The following is a 22363-nucleotide window of genomic DNA, read 5'->3' as shown; positions in this document are numbered from 1 at the left end:
TTACTTGCCTTCTCCTTTTAGGATAACCAGTACGGTATGAAAAAGAATCTTAATATCGAGGGCCAAAGAGATATTTTCGATATAGAGAATATCATATTTTAGGCGCTGAATCATTTCCTCTACATTAGAGGCATAGCCATATTTTACTTGGCCCCAGGAGGTAATGCCTGGCCGTACTCTTTGGAGGTGGCGGACATGCGGGGCTTTTTTGGCAATTTGGTCAATATAAAATTGCCGTTCGGGTCGAGGGCCCACCAAAGACATATCTCCCTTGAGGACGTTCCAAAACTGCGGCAATTCATCTAGGCGGTATTTGCGCATGATGCGGCCCCAGGGCGTACAGCGGTCGTCGGCATCCTTAGATAGCTGTGGCCCATTTTGTTCGGCATCGGTATACATAGAGCGAAACTTATAGATAAAAAAGGGCTGTCCGCCTCGGCCCACTCGCTCTTGCAAATAGAAAATTGGACCAGCAGAAGAAAGCCGTACCCGCAGTGAAATATAGGCATAGAGCGGGGCAAAAATGAGCAGAAAAAGGCTAGAACTGACTAGATCGATTGCTCTTTTGAGTAGGGCAAACCAAAGCGGCATAAACTTGGGCGAAATCTCAATGAGGGCCGCATCATAGACATTGCTCATTTTGACCTTACCCAAGAGGATTTCATACATTTCTGGACTCACCTTGATGAGTAGTGGCCGCCCCGCCAAGGCATTGAGCAAAAAGCTGAGTTGTTGTTGCTCATCGGCCTCTAGGGCCAAAATTACCTCCTGAATTTCCTGTTCTTGCAATACTTTTTCTAGCTCTTCTATTTGGCCCAAATAGGGCAAGCCATAGTTTAAGGGCTGTTCATTAAGGGCCAGGGCGCCTACAAACTCATAATAGCCTGCCGTTTGCCCTTCCTCAATTTCTGCATAGAGCTGGGCGGCTCGTTCTCGGCTTCCAATGAGCAGCGTCTTGAAGCGAATTTCGCCTTTTTGCACCCGAGCATGCGCTCGGCCCAATAAAAACAGACGGGCCAAAAAGGTCAGGACAAACTGCAGCGCAAATAAGGCCCCAAAAGAGGCATAATAGGCCCGATAGCCTTCGCTATAATTGGGTAGATCATTGAGCAGAATACTAAAAAAGAGAATCAGGCTCCCTAAGAAAATACTGGCCAGACTACGGAGAAACTCCGTGGTTCTAGACATCCGATAAATATTGCGATAGCTATCGGTTAGGGCATAAAGAAGCAGCCAAGCGGGCGGAATAGCCAAGAACCCAAAAATAAAGTTGGGGTCTTTCCACAACCAATCCCAATGAAAAGGAGCAATTTGCTCTAGGGCTATTTTTCTAAAGATAAAAAATAGACACCAAGCCAATGTAGCTGTTAAGTAGTCTAGTAAAATATAGAGCCAGAGCCCTAGGGCTTGCTTTTTCATGTGGCAAACTTATAAAAGGAAAACCTCCCTTAAAAATGTAGAATCTTAATATTGTCTAGGTAGACCTTGGGGCTGACATTTTCCTCAAAATCACTGACTGCAGCACGCAAAATAAGGGTGTAGCGGGCTGCATTTAAGGTGAAAATATCTTCGGTGAGGTCAAAGTAGATTTTCTTCCAGCCATCGCTAGGGTTAACCCCTCCTTTGATGAAGATCTCATCGGGCAAGCCATTATCATAATGAGCAATAAGGCCCACCGAAATCACTTCCTCGGTTTTGTAGTGCATTTCTAGAAACACAGAGGTAGCCGTATTGGGCCGCTGCAAATCAGAAATGCGAAAGGAGGTCCCTACATAACATTCCCAATGGGCCGTATCTAAGAGCATTTGCCCCGAGTAATCGCCCTCAAAAACATCATCGGTTTGTTTTTCTAGATAGCTGTCAGCAAAGTCGTCGCGGTCTTCGCCAAAGGCTACGCCTGCATTTTCAAAATCTTCTACAATGAAAAACTCAACCTCATCATTGTATTGGAAGTTGGGGTAGACGGTATCTATTCTGCCTGCTTCTAGCTCCATATTTATTTCATAGGGATCAAAGAAGGGGTAGATGATGCGGTGGGTTGAAATCCCATCGCTAGGAACGCCTGCATAAATGCTTAGATTATAGTTGGGCCCTTCGCCCAAAATGGCCGCTAGGGTAGTGGGGAGGTTATTGGCCCCTATAATTTGACCATCAACGGCAATCCAGGCATCCTCAAAGTTGTGCTGGCTGCTGCCCTCTACAAAAGGGTCGCCTGGGCTATGTTGTATACTGGGTACACAAACATAGGCGGGTACGGCTACCTGGCGGTCTTTGCTGCAGGCACTAAAAAGAAGAAGGCTAAAAAGGAATAGACTCAGTTGTTTCATCATTTTTCTAAAATTGTTCTTGTATGGCTTGGCGATGTGCCGAGATAGCCGCCAATATTTGGTAGGCTAGCTCTAATGCTTTAACGCCATCTTCTAAACTAACCGTTGGCTCTGTATCCTCAATAATGCTTTTGGCAAAGAGCTCCAATTCGGTTTTGATGGCATTAACGGCCTGCGTCTCGGGCTGGTCCACCAACAAATAGCGCTCTCCCTGAGGGGTCTCTAGGGCCATGAGGCGGTCGGCCTCTTCTACCCCCTCAGGGCTATCGTATAGGCGGATGAGCTCGCTCTTCTTCTCCAAAAAGTCCATACTGATGTAGGCATCTGACTGGAAAAGGCGAAACTTACGCATGCTTTTCATAGAGATGCGGCTGGCGGTAATATTGGCTACTGCTTGGTTCTCAAATTCTATCCGAGCATTGGCAATGTCTTCGGCTGGGCTGACAATGGCCACGCCGCTGGCTTGCACCGAACGCACGGGAGAATTGACCAACTTGAGCAAAATGTCCAGATCGTGAATCATCAGGTCCAAAACAACAGAAACATCATTGCCTCTGGGGTTGAAGGGGGCCAATCGGTGGGCCTCAATAAACATGGGCGAAATATCCTGCTCGGCCATGGCCAAAAAGGCGGGATTAAACCGCTCTACAAAACCTACTTGTCCCTTGATGCCGGCTTCTTGAGCTAGGGCCAAAAGGGCTTTGCCCTCTTCTAGTGTTTGGGTAATGGGTTTTTCTACAAAGATGTGTTTGCCTGCTGCAATGGCCTTTTGGGCCATCTCAAAGTGGCTGCTGGTGGGCGTTACAATATCCACTACATCTACGGCTGCAATCAGTTCATCTAAATCGCTATAGGCCTTTAGGCCTAGTTCTTTGGCAATGCTGGCGGCTCGTTCGGATTGGGGTTCGTAAAAACCGACAAGCTCATAGACATTGGGCAGTAGTTGCAAACATTTGAGGTGTATTTTTCCGAGATGGCCTGCACCTAAGAGGCCAATTTTTAACTTTTGCATCCTTTTAGTATTTATAGTTTGGCGCAAAGATACTAAAACGCAGCGCTCTTCTCCTTAAACTGAAGGAGCTCCTTTTTTAGAATTTATTGGGGCTGCCCCTCGCTGCGCTCGGGTCGGGCCATTGCGCAGCTCGCTGCTCGCTCGGCCCTTCGGCGCAAAGCGCCTCGGTCTGCCGCCTTTGGCGGCCCTGCTACAGCCCCTCAGCCTGCGGCCCGTTGGGCCTGTAGAACCGTATAAGTGGTATTCGTCGCTTCGCTCCTCATTCGCTAATAGGTCCCCGCCCACCCACCCCTCTGCGGGATTCCCTAAGGAATCCCTTGGGGGGGGCTGGGCCATTTTGGTCCATTTGCAGCAGACAGGCGGCAAAGCCGCCGCAGGCCTAGCGATGCGGCGGGGTGGCCGCAGGCCAGACCGAGGCGCTGCAAGCGCCGAAGGGCCGAGCGAACAGCGAGCCCCAAAGCGTAGCGCCGCAGCTTTGCTGCGGAGGCCCCAAAAAAAAAGGCCCCTGCAAAGCAGCGACCTTTAAAACAATTAAAGCGTTCCTTTTCGATCTTCAGAAGAAGAGGGAAGAGAGGGGATATCTGGACCAGCCTGGCCCGCGGGCCCATAAAATGGTTGGCCGCCAAAGTCGTAGCCAAAATTGACCTCCGTAGCGCCAACACTATAATTCTGGAAATTATTGGTGGCCACATCAAAGGAGAGCAAAAGCGGCATCTGCTTGTCAAAAACAAAGCGAGCTTGGAAAGACAAAAAGCCCGGCGAGCGATAAAAAACGCCAAAGCCCAATTGGTCGCCCAAGAAAGTGGCCTTAATTCCGCCATCAATCTGTGGGCGGGGCCCTTGGGTATAGCGAACCATAATAGAAGGCTCTAGGCTCATCTCTTGGTCCTCAAAGAAAAACTTATAGCCTGCGGTTACAAAATAATGGCGATAATTATAGCCAATGGGGTCGCGGCCCGTGGCATTGCTGCCTGCAAAATCCAATTTAGATTGGATCAAATTGGGCGCCGAGGCCCCAACAAAAAAGTTGCGGGCATAAAAGTAAATGCCAAATTCGGCATCGCCAGTGGTAACGGCCTCACCACCGTTATTGATGGCATTGTCATTATCATCGACAAAAGTAATCTCGCTGGTATTTACCCTTTGTCGAACAATGCGGCCTGCTAGGCCCATAGATAGGCGCATATCATCGCCTACAGGCAAATGAAAAGCATAAGAACCCTTCATGCCGAAACGATGAGAGGGGCCCGTCACATCAGAGAAAATAAGACCACCTATGCCATGCGATTGGCCAATGAGCCCCTGATAATTGACCCCAAAAGTTTGGGGCGCCCCAGGAAAAGCCACCCATTGCCAGCGATGAAAGACCTGTATAGAGTGAATTCCTCTAGAGCCCGCCACGGCAGGATTGATGAGGTAGCTATTATTATTGTATTGCGCAAAAAGAGGCTCTTGTTGGGCCTCTGCCTGCCAGCCAAAAAGCAGCAGTAGCGATAGCGTAAAGAAAAAACGTTTCATAAGCTATGAATTTAGTAGCGGGCGCCCCGAAGGGCGCCACACTTAAACTATTAACGGATAATGGTTACCGTACCTTTAAAGAGGACAGGATTAGGCTGAGAGGGATAGTTCACCTTGAGCACATAGTAATAAGTGGCATCAGTTAAATTGCTCCCAGAACGGAAGTCGGTACCGTCCCAGCTGTTGTCATAAGCCTCCTTGCGGTAAACTAATTGCCCCCAGCGGTTATAGACCTCTAGGTCGCCTTCTAGCAAACCTAAACAAGGAATTTCCCAAAGGTCATTGACGCCATCATTATTGGGGGTAAAGCCAGAATGCTGGGCCACACAAGCGCCCACATTAACGGTCACGCTATCGTAGTCTACACAATCATTGTCATCTCGTACCTCCAAGCTATAAGTGGTGGTCTCAATCGGGAAACCGATGGTAGTGGCTTGAGTTGGATCATTGAGGCCCGTCATGGGCGTCCAAAGGTAAGAAGTAATGTTTCCTTGGCTGCTTGTACCATCTAGGGTAACGGCTTCTCCTACCAAGATCTCAAAACCAGCATCGCTAGTGGCTACAGCCGTAACGGTTTGGAAAGTCGCCTCAATACTATCGGCAGAACAGCCCAAAGCATCTGTAATAACCACCTTCCAGTCGTCGCCAGAAGTCAAGTTGAGCCCTAGGCTAGCAAAGCCGCCGCTATAGAGCGCCTGCTGGCTAGTTGTTTGGCCATTGATGGTAATGCTTGCTGTATAGAGGTTATTGGGGCCTCCTGCTGCAGGCAGACCGCCCGTAAGTTCTAAGAACAAGACCGCATTGCCTTGGCCATCACAATCATAGCTAACCGAATCCGATCCGCCATTGATTAAGATGGGGGTATAGCCTGCGGCTGTACAAATGTTGCCGCAGTTTGTGGCATTCCAAGCAAAGGTATCGATAAGCGTCTCCTGACAAGCTTCGATATCTTCCACAAAGACCTGCCAGATGTCGCCATCGGCTACGGTAAAGCTATAAGTGGCCAAACCACCAATGTTGCCTGCTACTGCTGTATTCAAGACATTGTCTCCAGTGCTTAGTCCTGTAATGGTTAAGCTATAATCAGAGCCATCAAAGAAAGGCGTACCGCCTGTAATATCAATAGTGACCTCTGCGGTACCATCTAGATTACAGTTGTAGCTAGAAGGCGTAATGGCCAAAGGCACTGAATCGCAGCTAATCGGACAGTTGGTACTATTAAAGATATAGGTATTGCTGAGGGTATCTGTACAACCATTATCATCTATGACCGTAACGGTCCAGTTGTCGCCATCATTAACCAAGAAAGAGAGGTAGCTAGTACTACCAATAGTTCCTGGAATTTGAGCATTGCTGTAGCTTTGTCCAAATACTGTTGAGCCAGAAACGCTAACGGTATAGTTAGAGCCAAAGATAGAAGGCGCTCCACCACCCAAAGTGACTTCCACCAAGGCACTGCCTGTAGGGAAACAGTTGTAGCCAGAGCTAGCGACTACTGGATTCGCCACACAGAAATCAGGGCAGTTGGTCTGATCATAGGTAAATAGATGGCTAGTAGTATCGCTACAAGCACCGCTATCACTTACAATTAAGCTCCAACTATCGCCATCGGCTACATCAAAGCTAAAGGAAATGGCGGTGGTGTTTCCAGAACCCGCTATGGTATAGCTACCGTTTTGGCCTGCTACAGAAGATCCATTTACTACAATAGTATAGTTCGATCCATTCTGGGCAGGATATCCACCATTGATGAGTACCGTGGCCGTGGCTACATTCCCTCCGGCCTGACATTGATAGATGGTGCTATCAATTGGGCTAGGCAAGAAGCGGATGGGGTCGCTCAAACAAGGGTCATTACAAGGGCTGGCATTAACGCTAGACTGGGCTGTGCAATTTACGCCATCATTGATATAGATATCATAAATATCGGCGCCCAAAATAGGGAGGCTAAGGGTTTGGTTGGCCAAGGCCTGGCCCTGAATCGTATCGCCAAAGCTATTGACCAATAGATAGTCATAGCTGCTACCATCATAGCTGGGCAAACCACCAGAGAGCGTTAGGCTAATTGTACAGTTGTTGGGATCGTAGCCCGTAAGAATGTTCAAGGGCTGTAGGAAGACCAGAGGGGCTCCGTTTTCCATACTGGCACTAGAACAAGTCAAATCTCCCCAACTTACATCCTCATCAGCTACAGCCGATACATAGTATACTTGGTTGAAAAGCGGGTTGCCCATACTGCCTGAGTTGTTGGTATTATTGACAAAGTAAGCCGAGCTATCTCGGGTCGAGTCAATATACATAAAGCCAATATTGGCAATCGTATCGGGAATAGGGAAGGTATTGTGTAGCATAAAGCCCACATGCAAACAGCCAGGCACTACAGAAGTAGTTTGGCCCAAAGGATCTAGCATAACAGAAGGGAAGATGCTATCGCCATAGCAAATATAAGCGGTGTCCATGCTATTAAAAGCAATGGTGTCGCCTTGCTCGGTCTCATACTGAGAGTCGCCAGCATAAACCTCAATCTCTTCAATATATTCGATGATGTATTGGCCTTGGTCGCCAGGCGAACCACCATCCAACTGAAGGGCGTAAGTGGTACCTGGTTCTAGGCAGCAAAGACTAATCGTAGAGCCGTTAAAGTCTGTATGCCCAGAGGCAATTGGCGTTAGTGCGCCACCATTGGCTGCCCCTGTAGTGGTATAAGTAGCGGGCTGCAAACCACCATAACAATCCGTGCCATTGAGCAAAGGATAGATGGCGTAGTTCAAGCGGTTGAGGTTAGTGTAGGCTCTCAAGCGAATCTCTACCACCCCAGAAGGCGGAACAGTAAAGTAGTGCCATACCGTCTGATCTGCGCGATTAGCAGGGTTGGGGTCAGAAACGGGCTCTCCAGCCAAGCGCTCAATACAGGCGCGTTGGTTACTTCCTGCTACCGCCTGAAAGGGGAGAGGAGGCTGCCCGATCAACTGAACGGGAATCTTATAGAAGGGGTCAGGTAATGTAAGGCAAAGAATATCATTGGGTGGAGGGTTTTCCAAGGGTTCATCTACAGAGGGATCATAGGCCCAAACCGCAATAAATTGGTCATTGAAGGGGTTGAGTCCACTAACGGGGTCAGCCATAGCATAGTACTCATAACCGGGCTCCATACATTCTCTATAGACAATAGCACTTTCTTGGGCATTGCCCAACACCCCATTTCGGCCACCATCGGCAGCAGCTAGGTTGGTCAGGTTGGCACAAGAGAAATCGCCAGGGGTACCAGGCGAAAAGCGAGGATCTGGTCCAAAAAAGGCAATGTTCTCGCTAAAGACGGATCCTGTATAGTCGGTTTCTACATAAGCGCGACCGCTATTTGGGGCCGTGAAATGCGTCCAAACTGATTCATTAACGGTGTTGTTATTGCTGGCGGGATGATCATAATCATAGGCGTGGTAGTTCTCGGGATTGGAGTTGGTATGCGCCGCTCCCGTTTCGCCATAATCATTTCCGCCATCAAAGGCACAGTCAAAGTCTAGGGTAATGCTAGGCGTAGAGCTGGCCCCTGAAGAGATAGGGCTAGTACCTAAGGCAATCTGCGGAGCAGTACAGGGAATATCCTCTACATTGGGGGGCGAAGAACCGCCCAAATCATTGATTCGGACCTGTACCCAGCCTCTTTCTCCAGCATCATCAGAAGTGAGCTGAACGTAATATACTTCGCCAGGATGTAGCTTTTGGTAGCTTACTCCTCCTACTGGATCACAAGCATCAAATTCAATTTCTGCCTCAGGGTCGAGGCCCAAACCATCTACTCCATCAGCAAATTCTAAATGCGAGAGGTACTCAAATTTATCTTTTACTTGGGCGCCTGTATTCAGGTTATTTCCCACCGTACAGCCATGCCCATCGGCAGCATGATAAAACTGCATATAGGTCCCAATTTCGGTACCGCTTAGGTCGGTGGTAATCTGTACCTCTCCAGAAGCAGGAGCCGTAAAGGCAAACCAAACCGAACCGTTGTTGCTCACATCACTAGCATTGGGCTCATTGGGCTCTAGAGTAACCGTTGGGCACCAACCATAAGTATAGGTTTGGTTGAGGTTGAGCAGAGGAGCCGAACAAATCAGATCAGGCAAATAAGTAACGGGCAAAGCAAAATGCTCCACCTCCAAAACTAAAGTATAGCTCTGGTTGCCACAACCATCAGTAGCGGTGGCCGTAAAGCTTTGGGTATTTACAGCTCCTACTGCGGGCACGGCAATCCCCGCCGTCTGATTTCCTGTCTGTAGGTCCTCATCAAAGCTGGTTCCCGTCAAGCTGTAGTTAAAGCCCAAGATATCATTTTCATAGGCCCGCCAATCAATATTGATTAAGCTGGGCACATCTGCAGGGCAGATATACTCTTGGTTGAAGAATATCCCATCATTGGGACGCAAATCTCCACTAGGGGCACTAACGGTCCAAGGCCCATTGTCCCCATTCCGAAACCCATAGTTAAAATCACCCAACACACCAATAGCTGCAGGGTTGTTATTGACCAAACCAATGGTATTATCTGTGGCCAAAAATTCAAAGACAAAATCACTGTCTCCATTCAAAAAGCCGTCGCAGTCTACGTTGTTAGCTACAGACATACTCACTACTCTGACCTCAATGCGGCCTTGCGACCAAGCCAAAAAGGGCAGGCAAAGAAAGAGTAGTAAAGCTAGCCAGCTTTTCCGCTTTGGCATAGTGTAAAATAATCTCATAAAAAGATATTATTTGTTAATAAATGACTTTAAGGCAATAAAAAGCAAGCAGTGAGTTGCTCTGCTTGCTTTTTGTTGGTTGGGGCTGCTGTCTAGACCCTATTTTACTGGGCTAAGTTAAGAAAAAATTAAACTTCTAACAGAAAATAGTTCGTCTTTCCCTTTTCCCTTCTACTTATACTCTTATTTGCGCCCTAGCAGATGTCCTGCTTTTCAATACTTTGATTGTTAGGCCCTTAGTTTTTTGTTTTGGGGCCCGCGGCCAGCAAGCTGGCCGCCGCTACGTTTCGGGGCTCGCTGTTCGCTCGGCCCTGCAGGCTTCACTTCGTTTCGCCTTTGGTCTGGCCTTCGGCCACCCCTACACATCGCTGGGCCTGCGGCGGCTTCGCCGCCTGCTAAACCGCTAAATCTGTAGCTGCAGCCTATGGCCGAAGGCCAAACGGCCTAGCGATGTGCAAGGGTGGCCAAAGGCCAGACCGAGCCAGCAAAGCTGGCGAAGGGCCGAGCAGACCTGCGAGCCCTGAAGCGTAGCGCCGCAAGGCCGCAGGCCGCAGCGGAGGCCCCAAATCTAAGGCCTTGTATAAAAAAATTCTATTTTAAATCTCTTCGCAGTACCTTTAGGCTCCTAAATTAAAATCATGATCATGAAAAACTTCTTAGTACTCTGCTGTTTTTTGCTTAGCAGCTTATCGACCGCTTTATTTGCGCAAATTGATGCTCGTTTTGGATTTAAGGCGGGGGCCAACCTTGGGACCATCATAGGGCCTGCGGAAGAGAATGACCAGGGCGAAAGCCTAGATGGCTATAGTTGGGCCACCAAGGTGCATATTTCGGCCACCGTAGAGATTCCGATCAATGAACGTATAGGTTTGGCGGCAGAACTGGGCTTTTCTCAGCGGGGCAGCCGCTACCGCTTTGAGGCAGATAATGCCTACCTGAGCATCCCTGAACTTAGTGAAACCTTTGAGGGACAAAGCCGGGTGAAATCCGTAAATATTACCAATGGCTATGTAGAGGTTCCGATCTTGTTCTATGTCCGCCCGATTAAGGACAAACTGCAATTAGATTTTGGACCGAGCTTTTCTTTTTTGGTCTCTTCTAGAGGATTAGGTATATTAAAGTATGGAGACCTTAGCGAGGATGCGGTTTTGGGCGATGACTTTGTAGAAATCAATTTGGACCATAGTTATTTGACCGATGCGGCTGGCGAGCTCAATAGTGATTTTACAAGAACGGGGCAATTGGACCAGCGCAGCATTAGTTATCCAGCAGATTTGGGCGGCTACTATTTCTTTGATGAAAAAGATGGACCCGCCTACCGCTACTTTGATATGGGCCTCAACTTTGGCGCCTCTTACTACTTTACCAAAGGGTTGAGAATGGGGGCTCGGGCCTATTATGGTCTCCTAGATATTACGAATAATAATTATGATATAGAACAACAGCGTCTAGACGACAACCGCAACTTCATCCTAAGAGATGACTTTGACCGCAACTTTAGCTTGCAGTTTTTTGTCGGTTTGCAGTTTTAGGCCCTACAAAACCAAGATCCCATGTTTAAAAAGGCCAAGAAAATGATCAAAAAGGACCTGCAGAAGCGCTATGAGAAGATGGAGGACCTTTTCCAGAAGTTTGAGCATCGTGTTTATGGACATCTAGAAGATCGTCTGGAAAGCCTTGAAAGCCGCATTGATGAGCTTTCGGATGTATTGAATCGACGATTGGACCAGTTGGCGGAGCAGCAAGCCCCCCAAGAAGAAGAGGCTGCCCAAGAAGAAACAAACCCCAGCCCTGAAGAGGAAGCCCCCGCCCAAGATGACCTTTGCCAAATTAAGGGCATCGGAAAAGTGATGGCGGAGCAATTGGCGGCTGCGGGTATTCATCGTTTTGAGCAGTTGGCCGAGCTAGGGCCAGAGGATATAAAGGCTTTAGATCTCGAAATTTCGGGTTTTCAAAATCGCCTAGAACGCTATAATTGGCAGGAACAGGCACAACAATTCATCGCCGAATCTTAAACATGATTAAGCAAGCAGAAAAAATCGCTATTCTTGGGCCAGCCCACCCCCTGCGGGGCGGGCTGGCTGCTTTTAATGAGCGGCTCGCCAAGGCCTTTATCGAGGAGGGGCGAGTGGTGAAAATTTATAGCTTTAGTTTACAGTATCCCAGTTTTTTGTTTCCGGGCAAAAGCCAGTTTTCTACGGCCAAGGCGCCAGATTTAGACATTGAGGTCTGCCTCAATTCGGTCAATCCCTTCAATTGGTGGACCGTAGGCCGCAAGATCGCCAAAAGCCAGCCCGATGTTCTGATTGTCTCTTATTGGTTGCCTTTTATGGGGCCTAGTTTTGGGACCGTCCTACGGATCGTCAAGAAGTACTCGCCCAATACCAAACTACTGGGGCTGGTGCACAACCTGATTCCCCACGAAAGCCGCCCTGGCGATGCGCTTTTCAACCGCTATTTTGTGGGCCCATTAGATGGATTTATGGCCCTATCTAAGAAGGTCGTTCAAGATATTCAGGAGTTTTTGCCCGCGCCTCGGCCTGCCCATTTTCATCCGCACCCGGTCTATGACAGCTATGGGCCTATATTGCCTAAGGCGGAGGCCAGATCGAAGTTGAAGCTAGATCTTGAGGGCAAATATGTGCTCTTTTTTGGCTTCATTCGGCAATACAAGGGCCTAGATATTTTGCTCGAGGCCCTAGGCGACCCCCGTCTGGCCCAATATAACATTAAGGCCTTGGTGGCCGGAGAGTTTTATGAAGATGAGGCCCCTTTTCGGCAGCAAATAGAGCGCTTAGAACTGGGCGATCGGCTACAGCTCTACAATGACTTTATTCCAGAAGAAGAGGTGGGCCAATTTTTTAGTGCGGCAGATTTGGTGGTGCAGCCCTATCGTCGGGCCACCCAAAGCGGCATCTCTCAGCTGGCCTATCATTTTGAGCGCCCCATGTTGGTGACCGAGGTGGGCGGTTTGCCCGAAATCGTGCCTCATGGCAAGGCGGGTTATGTGGTTCCGCCCGAAAACCCCAAGGCCGTGGCAGACGCCATCTTGCAATTCTTTGAGTACGACCAAAACGATGGCTTCAAGAGCTATTTGCAAGCGGCCAAAAAGCGTTATGCTTGGCCCGCCATGGTAGAGGCCTTTGATGAATTATTAGTAGAGATTCCTGAAAAATAGGGGCTGTTTTGGGGCCTCCCGCAGCAAGCTGCGGGCGTTATGTTGCGGGGCTCGCAGCTCTGCTCGGCCCTTCGCTTTTTCGCTTTGCTCAAAAGCTCGGTCTGGCCTTCGGCCACCCCTCCACAGCACTAGGCCGCTCATCTGGCGGCTTTGCTACTAAGCTGGCGGCTTTGGCCCTACAGCAAAAAAGGCCTCAGCTATTGCTGAGGCCTTTTTGATTAGTTTAGCCGAATTTCGTCATTCGTTTCATTATACAACTTATAGGAAGTAATGGGCAAGTCGTTATCGGCTCGCACATTGATCCACTTTTTGTATTCTCTCCACCATTTGATTTGCAGATTGTGCAACCAGCCTTTTTTGATATAGGCTTGAACAAAGGGGTGGACCAGTAGAGTCACCTTATTGGGTTTTTGCGACTTCATCACAAAATCCAGATCTCTTTTGATATCATCGGTGATAAGGAGCGTGGGTTGCACCTTACCGGTGCCTTGGCAGCTGGGGCAAGTCTCCGTCGTTTGGATATTCACCTGCGGGCGAACTCTTTCTCGGGTGATTTGCATCAGGCCAAACTTACTGATGGGCAAAATAGTATGTTTTGCCTTATCGTTGCTCATGGCATTTCGCATATGCTGAAAGAGCTCATTGCGGTGCGGGGCCTGTCGCATATCAATAAAGTCGATAATAATAATTCCACCAATATCGCGGAGGCGGAGTTGGCGGGCCACTTCCTCGGCAGCTTCAAGATTAACGCGGAGTGCATTTTTTTCTTGGTCGTTGCTACTCATTTTGTGGCCACTATTCACATCCACCACGTGCATCGCTTCGGTATGTTCTAGAACGATATAAGCGCCGCTAGGCATAGTTGCAGTTTTGCCAAAAGAGGCCTTAATTTGGCGAGTGATTCCGTATTGGTCAAAGAGTGGGCGTTGGCCATTATAGAGTTTGGCCAAATCTTTTTTGCCATCGGTTACCTTATTGAGTTCCTCGACAACATCCTCATAAATCACTTCATCATCTACGATCACTCGGCTATAGTCATCGTTCCAGAAATCGCGAATAAGGGTTTGCGTTTTATTAAGTTCGCTCAGGCACTTAAGGGGGCCTTTTGCATTGTGCATTTGTTTATAGATCTCCTCCCATTTGGCCATCAGTTGTTGGATATCCTCATGCAGGTCGGCCACTTTGCGGCCTTCGGCGGCGGTGCGAACAATAAAGCCAAAGTTTTTTGGCCGCAGGCTTTCGATCAGGAGTTTTAGGCGGTTGCGTTCATCATCCGATTGGATCTTCTTAGAAACGGCGATGGTTTCGCTAAAGGGGTTGAGGACCAGGTAGCGGCTAGCGATAGTCACTTCACAGCAGAGGCGAGGTCCTTTTGTAGAGATCGGTTCTTTGAGTACTTGGACCATAATGAGTTGGCCCTTCTTTAGCACGTTTGTAATTTTTCCCTTAGGCATTTTAGGGATATCGGCTTCCATCTTAAAGTTATCGAGAAGATGGCTTTCTTGGCCTCCGCTAATTGCACCATTGGTATACTTAACGAGCGAGCGGAGTTGTGGGCCGAGGTCGGTATAATGTAAAAAGGCGTCTTTGCCTTTTTGGCCAATATTGACAAAGGCCGCATTGAGGCCAGGGAGCAGCTTGCTCACTCGGCCTAGGTAGATGTCTCCAACAGCCAAACTATTGACTGTTTTTTGATAGTGGAGCTCCACCAGTTTTTTATCCTCAAGCAGGGCAATTCTTGTGTCTTTGCCGCCAGAGCTGATGATTAACTCTTTTTCCAAAATGATATATATTTATTGACTTCCTTTTCTTTTTTGCCAAGGAGTTGGCGAGGAAGTTTATAGCCCATAAAGAACCCATTGGCAATGAGTTCAAGGCATTCTGTTTGATAAAAAGCGAGGCGCCAAGGGCTTGGCGCAAATTCGGTACTGGCGAGCCACTCTTTTGTGGCTAGCTAGATATATGAAAGGCTCATAAAAAAAGGCATTTTTATGAGTTAGGCTTAAATAAACAAACAGCTAATTAAGGCGGGCAGTAGGACCACTCAGGTAGGGGTGGCCTGTTTGTGGTTCCTTAGGCGGTCGGAACCAACAAAAAAAGGGCAAGTTGAACAAAGCCAGCTTACCCTAAATATTGGAGAGGCAAAGTCTATATTAGACCCGCCAACAATTCTATATAGATAGGAAGCATGCCCATCCATCTACAAAAAGAAATTACTTCTTCTTCTTCTTGTGACGGTTTTTACGGAGGCGCTTCTTTCTTTTGTGCGTAGCAATCTTATGTCTCTTACGCTTTTTTCCACATGGCATAGGCGTTAGTTTTTTATAAAATTAGATAAAAGTTAAAATTCATAAATAGTATTGGGAAGCATCCCAACATATTGGGCTGCAAATCTACTACTTATTTTCTATTATTTGCATAATTCTGCTTACCCTTTTTCAGTTCAATGGCTAAATCGGGGCGATTTTTTGCTAATTCGATGCAAGCATCGTAGTGTTCGAGGACTTTTTCGGGATTTTCTTGTCGTTTATAGCATTCGACCAGAGAGAAATGGGCTTCGAGCAGAAGGGTTTCGCTGACTTCTTCGTTTTGGGCGAGGGCCACTACATTTTCGAATCTGGGGATGGCTTTTTTAATATCGCCTGTACGGTTTAGGGAGAGGCGGCCCATTTGCATTTGCAATTTAAGGTTATTCGGAAATTTTTTATCTAGGGCCAATAACTTTTGGGCGCCTGTCATGGGCATAACGGAGGCATCGACCATAGCGAGGTCAATATACATTAGCGCTTCATTGATGGCGTAGTTGACAGAATCTGGGGCCAGTTCTATGGCTTTTTCAAAAGCGGCGATAGATTTTCGGGCCAAAAACTGTTTTAGTTTCACATCTGCTTTTTCTTTATTGAAAGCGATGCCGTAGGTACTTCCGGCAATATTCCAAGCCTCGGCTTCTGGGGCAAATTGGGCCACTTTTTCGGCATAGAAGCCTCCTGCGCCAAAGTTTTTGTACTCATTCCAGGTTCTAGAGAGAAGTTTGAGCGTAAGGATTTCTTGCTCGGGGTCTTGCGCTTTTTTGAGCTCTTGTTCTAGGCTATTCATATAGGCCAATTGGCTACTATCGAGGGCGGCTCGAGCTCCAGCCATCAAAACATCGTCGGTATAGGCAAGGCTATCGGTTTCTGGGTCTTGGCCATCTACTTTCTTTTTGTTGGGGGTGGTTCTCCCCAAGGCAATCAATCCAATAAAACTCAAGATGGCGATAGTAACGGCAGCCCACTGCCAAGTTTTTGCATTCATAACTTTTTATTTTTGGTCCTTGAAGGCCCCTAAAAAAAATGGACAAAACCCTTTTAGCCAACAAACGGGCTAGTTAGAGGTTTTGTCCATCTTTGAAAAATTCTTGCTTAAAAAAGCAGCTTATTTAGAAACTGTTTCTTTTTGCTCCTTTTCTTCTACCTTCAAGTTTGTTTTCACTTTTTCTACAAATACTTTTGCAGGCTTGAAAGCGGGGATATAGTGTGCGGGGATTTCAATGGCACGGTTTGCTTTAATGTTGCGGCCCACTTTGCGGGCGCGTTTTTTAGCAATAAAACTACCGAAACCGCGAACGTAGACGTTTTCGCCTTCTGCGATGCTATCCTTCACTTGCTTGAAGAATTCCTCAAGTGTTACCAAAACATCAACCTTGGGGATTTCTGTTTTCTCGGCGATACGAGCTACCAAATCAGCTTTTCTCATGCTCTCCTATCTATTTAAAGCGGTTCTTGAAATTTGTAATATTCTGAAAGTGTGGGCAAATGTCGCATTTTTTTTATAAAAAGCGAATAAAAGTCCATCCTTTTTAGTTTGTAGCGCCTTAAATATATGCTAAATAAGCCCTTATAAATCAATAGCTTAAAAAGCTGTTCAATCTATTTTATTCGACAGACTCTATTTTTTTATCTTCAAATGACAGTTTTTTCTGTTCTGCTTCTGGCAAGAGGCGAAAGCTTTTTCGGTGTAGGGGCGTAGCGCCAAATTTGGCAATAGCGGCTCGGTGGGCTTTGGTGGGGTAGCCTTTATTGCTACTCCAGCTATATTCTGGATATTTTTCGGCTTGTTGGAGCATGTATTCGTCGCGATGGGTTTTGGCCAAGATGCTAGCGGCGGCAATACTGAGGAAGCGGCCATCGCCTTTAATCATGCAATGGTGTGGAATTTCTTTATAGGGCCGAAAGCGATTACCGTCAATCAAGAGCAGCTGGGGAGTTGTGCTTAATTGGTCCAAAGCCCGATGCATAGCTAAAAAAGAAGCTTGCAATATATTATGCTTGTCAATTTCTGCTGGGCTCAACTGGGCCACGGCCCAAGCCAAAGCGCCCTCTTCAATAATTTCTCGGAGCTCCTCTCGTTTTTTGGCGCTTAGTTTTTTGGAGTCATTGAGCTCACTTAGGTCCATTTTGGGATCTAAAATAACAGCGGCGGCAAAAACAGGCCCCGCCAAACAGCCACGGCCAGCTTCATCGCAGCCGGCTTCTGTTAAGGTATCTTGATAAGAAAATGCTAAGTTTGCCATCTATATTTATAGTCTACTAATTAAATTTGGTCCAGAAGGCGCGAAGCGCCTGGCCACAACAAGCCCTTTAGGGCGCAGTTCGACGACCGAAGGGAGTAACCGATGCGGAGCAGTGGCGCGAAGCGCCTGGCCTAGCGATGCGGCGGGGTGGCCGAAGGCCAGACCTAGCAGGCGTAGCCTGCGCAGGGCCGAGCGAATAGCGAGCCCCAAAGCGTAGCGCCGACGAGCGAAGCGAGGCGGAGGCCCCAAAATAGAATCACATTAAAAGAGCTCGCCTTCTTCTCCGGGGGCGGCCAAATTGAGGTGTTGATAGGCCTTGTAAGTGACCGATCGGCCTCTGGGCGTGCGTTTGAGGTAGCCTTGTTGGATGAGGTAAGGCTCGTGAACGTCCTCAATCGTGCCGGCATCTTCGCCCACGGCGGTAGCGATAGTGGTTAGTCCGACGGGCCCACCTTTAAAGTGTTCGATCATCACACGCAGAATCTTATTATCCATTTCGTCGAGGCCTTGGCTATCAACCTGTAGGGCATCGAGGCCATAGGCGGCGATGGTCGCATCAATGGTTCCATTTCCCTTAATTTCGGCAAAATCGCGGACTCTTCGGAGCAGGGCGTTGGCGATACGGGGTGTACCTCGAGATCGGCGGCCAATTTCGATAGCGCCATCTTCGGTAATGGGCACTTGTAGAATTTGGGCCGAGCGTTTGATAATCTTGATCAGGGTGGCCAAATCATAATAATCGAGCAGGCAATCGATGCCAAAACGGGCGCGCATAGGGGCCGTGAGCAGGCCTTTTCGGGTAGTTGCGCCCACCAAAGTGAAGGGATTGAGTTGAATTTGGATGGTGCGGGCATTGGGTCCCGTATCCAGCATAATATCGATGCGATAATCCTCCATAGCTGAATAGAGATACTCCTCCACCACCGTATTGAGGCGATGAATTTCATCAATAAAAAGGACATCGCCCTCCTCCAGATTGGTCAATAGGCCAGCAAGATCACCGGGTTTTTCGAGCACGGGCCCCGAAGTAATCTTAATTTCAGTGTCCAGCTCATTGGCAATAATCAGCGAGAGGGTGGTTTTTCCGAGGCCAGGAGGGCCATGCAAGAGCACATGGTCTAGGGCTTCGCCCCTTCTTTTGGCGGCTTGAATAAAGATTTGGAGATTTTCGACCAATTTGGGTTGGCCCGTAAAATCTTGCAAGAGTTGGGGCCGTAGCGCCTTCTCTATATTATTCTCTTGTTCCGAGAAATTATCGTTGGTGGGATCGAGGTGTTCGTTACGCATAGTTTGTTAATTCATTAGCTGCTGATCTGTAAGTAGTTCTTTCATTTGCTGATCAAAAGCTCGAAAAGAAGGTAGTTTTTTTAGCGCATCAAAAGATAATTGATTGCCTAATAGGCTTATTAGCCATGCTGCGAGTAGGTACCTAGATAATCGTTCAGTTCTCTTAGACTAATCGCTTTTACGCCCTTAGAAATCGGCCTAATTGGAGAATTTATAGGAAGAATTTGGCTATGGTTAAAATTTACATTTTTGTCTTGGTAAATATCTAGTCGAGTACTAATTCGAGCCAAGCCAATGAGGCTACCTAGACTTTTCTTTTCGTACACTTCTTGCACAAAAAGAGGAGAATGGGTATTGACAATGAGTTGTTGAAGCTTTTCCTCCTTATCTTTAAAATCAGTCGTCAGTTTCTCCAGTAAATCCGCCATATCTTTGATGCGAGCAGGATGCAGACCATTTTCTGGCTCCTCAAAACAAAGCAGGCCCTGTCTCATGGGGTCGGCCAACATAATGCAGAGAGCCAAAATGCGTAGGGTTCCTTCAGAGAGTAACTTTGCTGAATACCACTGTTTATTCTGATCCTGCAAGCGAATGACATAAGCCTTATTCAACTGATCTTCGACCACTTCTAAATCTATAAAGTGAGGCAAAAAACGATTGAAATTCCGTCTGATTTTAGCTAGCAACTTAGGCGATTTCTTGATGAGTCGCTGTAAATTGCCAGCCATATTTTGACCTTGCTGGCCTAGAACATTTTGAGCAGCAGCTTTGGCTGTTGCTTTTCGCAATTCTTCTGGCTGAAGCTGAAGAAATTGCCAATAGCTAAATGCTTCTTTTAAGGCTAGTGCATGTGGGTACTCAATAGTATCTACTGTAGAAAGAATGGTCCGTTGGGCCTGTTTTAAAGGAAACCTTTTGTCGCGGCTGCCTTTAGCATCTTCCTCCAATTGCAAATAATCGCCCTTAGTTTGTATAAAGGGGAGCTGACGGCCTATACTTTTAGGCCGCCAATGCTCTTTTTTCCCAGGGACAAAATGCTTTATCCAAGCATCTTCTTTGACCAAAATGCGTTCTAGCTTTTCTTCTAAAACACGCAAAGAGCTGATGGAATTTTCATCAGTTGAGCGCTTGATTTTTAAGCTATAACGCAAACGAGTATAGTCTAAACCTACCGTTTGCCCCCAAGAATCTGTAATCTGACGATCGAGTAAAACCTCTACCATAAAAGACATTTCTTCTGCATAAATGTCTGGCGAATACTGCGTAAATAGCTCGATTAACTCGCCTCTTTGAGTCGCAAAAGCAGTCTTCAAATTTGAAGAGTTAGCTAAAGCCGATATGAGTGCTAAAGCATCAAATAGATTGCTTTTTCCCGAGCTGTTCGCTCCTGCGATTAGCGTAAAAGGAGCCAAATCCATCTCAAAGTTATGAAAGGACTTAAAACCGCTAATGGCTATTTTACTAATCATAGTAGTGGCTTTTAAAGTAGGTTAAAAAGGGTTATACATCCAGCTCAATCAAGCAGGGACAATGGTCAGAATGTACGGCATCATTCAATAGCTCGGCGCCTTTGATGGCCGGCACTAAATCCTCTGAAACGCACTGATAATCGATGCGCCAGCCTTTGTTGTTGGCCCTGGCGGTTTTAGAGCGCATGCTCCACCAGCTAAATTTTTGTTCTTCTGGATGTTGTTGTCTAAAGCTGTCTACAAAGCCGCCTTCTTCTAGCCATTTGCTCATCCAAGCCCGCTCTTCAGGCAAAAAACCAGAGGTTTTATGGTTGCGTTTGGGGTTGTGAATATCAATTTCTTCATGGGCAATATTATAATCGCCCTGCAGCAAAATTTTGGGCCGCTCTTTCTTCAATTCTTGCACCCAATCATAAATGCTATCCAAAAAATCATATTTGACCTCCTGGCGAACCGAGCCCGAGGTACCCGAAGGAAAATAACAGTTCAATAGGGTCCAATCGCCAAAATCTAGACGCAAAACTCGGCCCTCCTTATCAAAGCGCTCGATGCCCATGCCCTGCACTTCCAAATCGGCCTTTACCTTAGACAAAACGACCACGCCACTATAGCCTTTTTTCTCGGCAGCATGCCAATAAATATGCTCATAACCAGCCGCTTGCAGCTCTTCCAAATCTACTTGTTCGCGCAAAGCCTTGGCTTCTTGCAGACCAATAATATCAATGTCATTTTCCTTCACCCAATCTACAAAACCTTTCCGAATTGCAGCTCTTAGTCCATTTACATTGTAAGATAGTACCTTCATTTTTAGCGTTTAATTTTACTGATGTTTTGTTTTTTTTGGGGCCCGCGGCCGGCTAGGCTTCGCCTAGGTCGGCCGCCGCTATGCTACACGGCTCGCAGGTCTGCTCGGCCCTGCGCAAAACTTCGCTAGCGCTCGTTTTGCTGGGTCTGGCCTTCGGCCACCGCTGCGCAGCGCTGGGCCTTCTGGACCATTTACAGCCAGCCCTTTTCAATGAGGGCTTCTGCAATTTGTAGGGCATTGGTGGCCGCGCCCTTATGCAAGTTATCGGCAACGATCCAAAGATGCAAGCCATTTTCTTGAGAAAAATCGCGGCGGATGCGGCCCACAAAAACCTCATCTTTTCCCTTGGCCGAAAGCGGCATGGGGTAGAGATTTTTGCTGGGATCATCTTGGACCACTACGCCTGGAGATTGGGCCAATAGCTCTCGAATATCGGCGAGCTCAAAGGGTGTTTTTAGGTCAATATTTACGGCTTCGGAGTGGCCGCCCATAACGGGCACACGGACCGCCGTGGCGCTGAGCCGAAGCTGGGGCAAATTCATAATTTTGCGGCTTTCGTTCAGCAGTTTTATTTCCTCTTTAGTATAACCATCTTCTACAAAAACATCGCAATGGGGCAGGCAGTTTTCAAAAATGGGCTGGGGGTAGGCGGGGTTTTGGGGCGTTTTGCCTTGCAACTCCTCTTGATATTGTTGGAGGGCCTTCATGCCGGTTCCCGTCATGGATTGGTAAGTAGAAACCAGGACTCTTTCTAGGCCATATTTTTTTTGGAGGGGCCAAAGGGCCAAAAGTAGCTGAATGGTAGAGCAATTGGGGTTGGCAATAATAAAGTCATCGGCTTTGAGTTGGTCCAGATTGACCTCGGGAACGATTAGGGGTTTATCGGGGTCCATCCGAAAGGCCGAAGAATTATCGATGACCTTACAGCCGATGGCGGCAAATTTTGGGGCCAGTGCTAGGGAAACGTTTCCGCCAGCAGAAAAAAGGGCCAAATCGGGTTGTTGGGCTAGGGCTTCTTCGGCCAAAAGAAGCGGAACATCTTGGCCTTTAAATCGGATTGTTTTGCCTTTGGAGCGGGCAGAGGCCACGGGCAAGAGTTGGCTAAGAGGAAAATTGCGTTCTTCGATGAGTTTCAACATCACTTGGCCAACCATTCCGCTGGCACCGACAAGGGCTAATTTCATGCGTATATATTTTGCAACTGATAAGAGGTCAAAAGTACAAAAGAAGTTTTGGCTTTGGGGGCAAACGGCTTTAAAACTGTTGGGGATTTGCGGTTTTGCAGGGCCGAAGGCCCGCAGGCTGAGGGATGGACAGCAGTGGCCGCAGGCCAGACCCAGTTTTTTGAGCGCAGCGAAAAAAACGCAGGGCCGAGCAGACCTGCGAGCTGCGAAACAGCCCGACCCGGCCAAAGGCCGGGGCAGCCCCAAAAAAGTAAATAAAAAGGGAGAAGCTAAGGACAGCTTAAAAAGTTAGAACTAA

General features: G+C 47.6%; 16 protein-coding genes. 3 read left to right on the top strand and 13 right to left on the bottom strand.

All coding sequences use genetic code 11. From position 1 onward, the window contains the following. From SAPGRDRAFT_RS06050 to SAPGRDRAFT_RS06020, 5 genes are all read right to left on the bottom strand, one after another. On the bottom strand, positions 1-1419 hold the full coding sequence (locus SAPGRDRAFT_RS06050) for a sugar transferase (protein ID WP_002658012.1): 1419 nt from the start codon (positions 1417-1419) through the stop codon (positions 1-3). Between the two features lie 29 nt (positions 1420-1448). Further along, positions 1449-2330, bottom strand: a complete 882-nt coding sequence (locus SAPGRDRAFT_RS06045; protein ID WP_002658010.1) for a hypothetical protein — start codon at positions 2328-2330, stop codon at positions 1449-1451. 4 nt (positions 2331-2334) lie between these two features. Continuing rightward, a complete protein-coding gene (locus SAPGRDRAFT_RS06040; protein ID WP_002658008.1) occupies positions 2335-3339 on the bottom strand; it encodes a Gfo/Idh/MocA family protein in 1005 nt (334 codons plus the stop codon). Positions 3340-3870: 531 nt separating this feature from the next. Beyond that, positions 3871-4857: a PorP/SprF family type IX secretion system membrane protein gene (locus tag SAPGRDRAFT_RS06025; protein ID WP_002658006.1), complete on the bottom strand. Its 987-nt coding sequence runs from the start codon at positions 4855-4857 to the stop codon at positions 3871-3873. Between the two features lie 50 nt (positions 4858-4907). Continuing rightward, positions 4908-9590 (bottom strand): gliding motility-associated C-terminal domain-containing protein, encoded by a 4683-nt coding sequence (locus SAPGRDRAFT_RS06020; RefSeq protein WP_002658004.1) that lies wholly within the window; start codon positions 9588-9590, stop codon positions 4908-4910. 644 nt (positions 9591-10234) lie between these two features. On the opposite strand from SAPGRDRAFT_RS06020, the gene SAPGRDRAFT_RS06015 reads away from it, so the two are divergent. Genes SAPGRDRAFT_RS06015 through SAPGRDRAFT_RS06005 form a run of 3 tightly spaced genes read left to right on the top strand, consistent with a single transcriptional unit; the run spans position 10235 to position 12768 of the window. Beyond that, complete coding sequence (locus tag SAPGRDRAFT_RS06015; protein ID WP_002658002.1) at positions 10235-11122, top strand: porin family protein; 888 nt, start codon at positions 10235-10237, stop codon at positions 11120-11122. A 21-nt stretch (positions 11123-11143) separates the two neighbouring features. Next, positions 11144-11605 carry a helix-hairpin-helix domain-containing protein gene (locus SAPGRDRAFT_RS06010; protein WP_002658000.1) on the top strand — a complete coding sequence of 154 codons (462 nt, stop codon included), beginning with the start codon at positions 11144-11146 and terminating at the stop codon, positions 11603-11605. Positions 11606-11607: 2 nt separating this feature from the next. Then, a complete protein-coding gene (locus SAPGRDRAFT_RS06005; RefSeq protein ID WP_002657998.1) occupies positions 11608-12768 on the top strand; it encodes a glycosyltransferase in 1161 nt (386 codons plus the stop codon). Positions 12769-12986: 218 nt separating this feature from the next. Here the strand turns inward: SAPGRDRAFT_RS06005 and SAPGRDRAFT_RS05995 are convergent, their stop codons facing one another. From SAPGRDRAFT_RS05995 to SAPGRDRAFT_RS05960, 8 genes are all read right to left on the bottom strand, one after another. After that, positions 12987-14549 (bottom strand): Rne/Rng family ribonuclease, encoded by a 1563-nt coding sequence (locus tag SAPGRDRAFT_RS05995; protein ID WP_002657997.1) that lies wholly within the window; start codon positions 14547-14549, stop codon positions 12987-12989. 619 nt (positions 14550-15168) lie between these two features. After that, on the bottom strand, positions 15169-16062 hold the full coding sequence (locus SAPGRDRAFT_RS05990; protein ID WP_002657995.1) for a hypothetical protein: 894 nt from the start codon (positions 16060-16062) through the stop codon (positions 15169-15171). A gap of 120 nt (positions 16063-16182) precedes the next feature. Further along, entirely contained in the window at positions 16183-16503 is a 321-nt protein-coding gene (locus SAPGRDRAFT_RS05985; protein ID WP_002657994.1) for an HU family DNA-binding protein, read from the bottom strand. 178 nt (positions 16504-16681) lie between these two features. Further along, positions 16682-17320 (bottom strand): ribonuclease HII, encoded by a 639-nt coding sequence (locus SAPGRDRAFT_RS05980; RefSeq protein WP_002657992.1) that lies wholly within the window; start codon positions 17318-17320, stop codon positions 16682-16684. 261 nt (positions 17321-17581) lie between these two features. Then, positions 17582-18607, bottom strand: coding sequence for a Holliday junction branch migration DNA helicase RuvB (ruvB, locus tag SAPGRDRAFT_RS05975; RefSeq protein ID WP_002657990.1), 1026 nt, complete (start codon positions 18605-18607; stop codon positions 17582-17584). Between the two features lie 119 nt (positions 18608-18726). Continuing rightward, a complete protein-coding gene (locus tag SAPGRDRAFT_RS05970) occupies positions 18727-20076 on the bottom strand; it encodes an AAA family ATPase (protein ID WP_002657989.1) in 1350 nt (449 codons plus the stop codon). Between the two features lie 31 nt (positions 20077-20107). Then, on the bottom strand, positions 20108-20881 hold the full coding sequence (locus SAPGRDRAFT_RS05965; RefSeq protein WP_002657987.1) for an exodeoxyribonuclease III: 774 nt from the start codon (positions 20879-20881) through the stop codon (positions 20108-20110). Between the two features lie 191 nt (positions 20882-21072). Further along, positions 21073-22065 (bottom strand): aspartate-semialdehyde dehydrogenase, encoded by a 993-nt coding sequence (locus SAPGRDRAFT_RS05960; protein ID WP_002657985.1) that lies wholly within the window; start codon positions 22063-22065, stop codon positions 21073-21075. Positions 22066-22363: the final 298 nt, after the last annotated feature.

The organism is Saprospira grandis DSM 2844, assembly GCF_000275825.1.
Taxonomy (GTDB): domain Bacteria; phylum Bacteroidota; class Bacteroidia; order Chitinophagales; family Saprospiraceae; genus Saprospira; species Saprospira grandis_A.
This window is presented reverse-complemented; position numbering and strand designations above follow the sequence as displayed.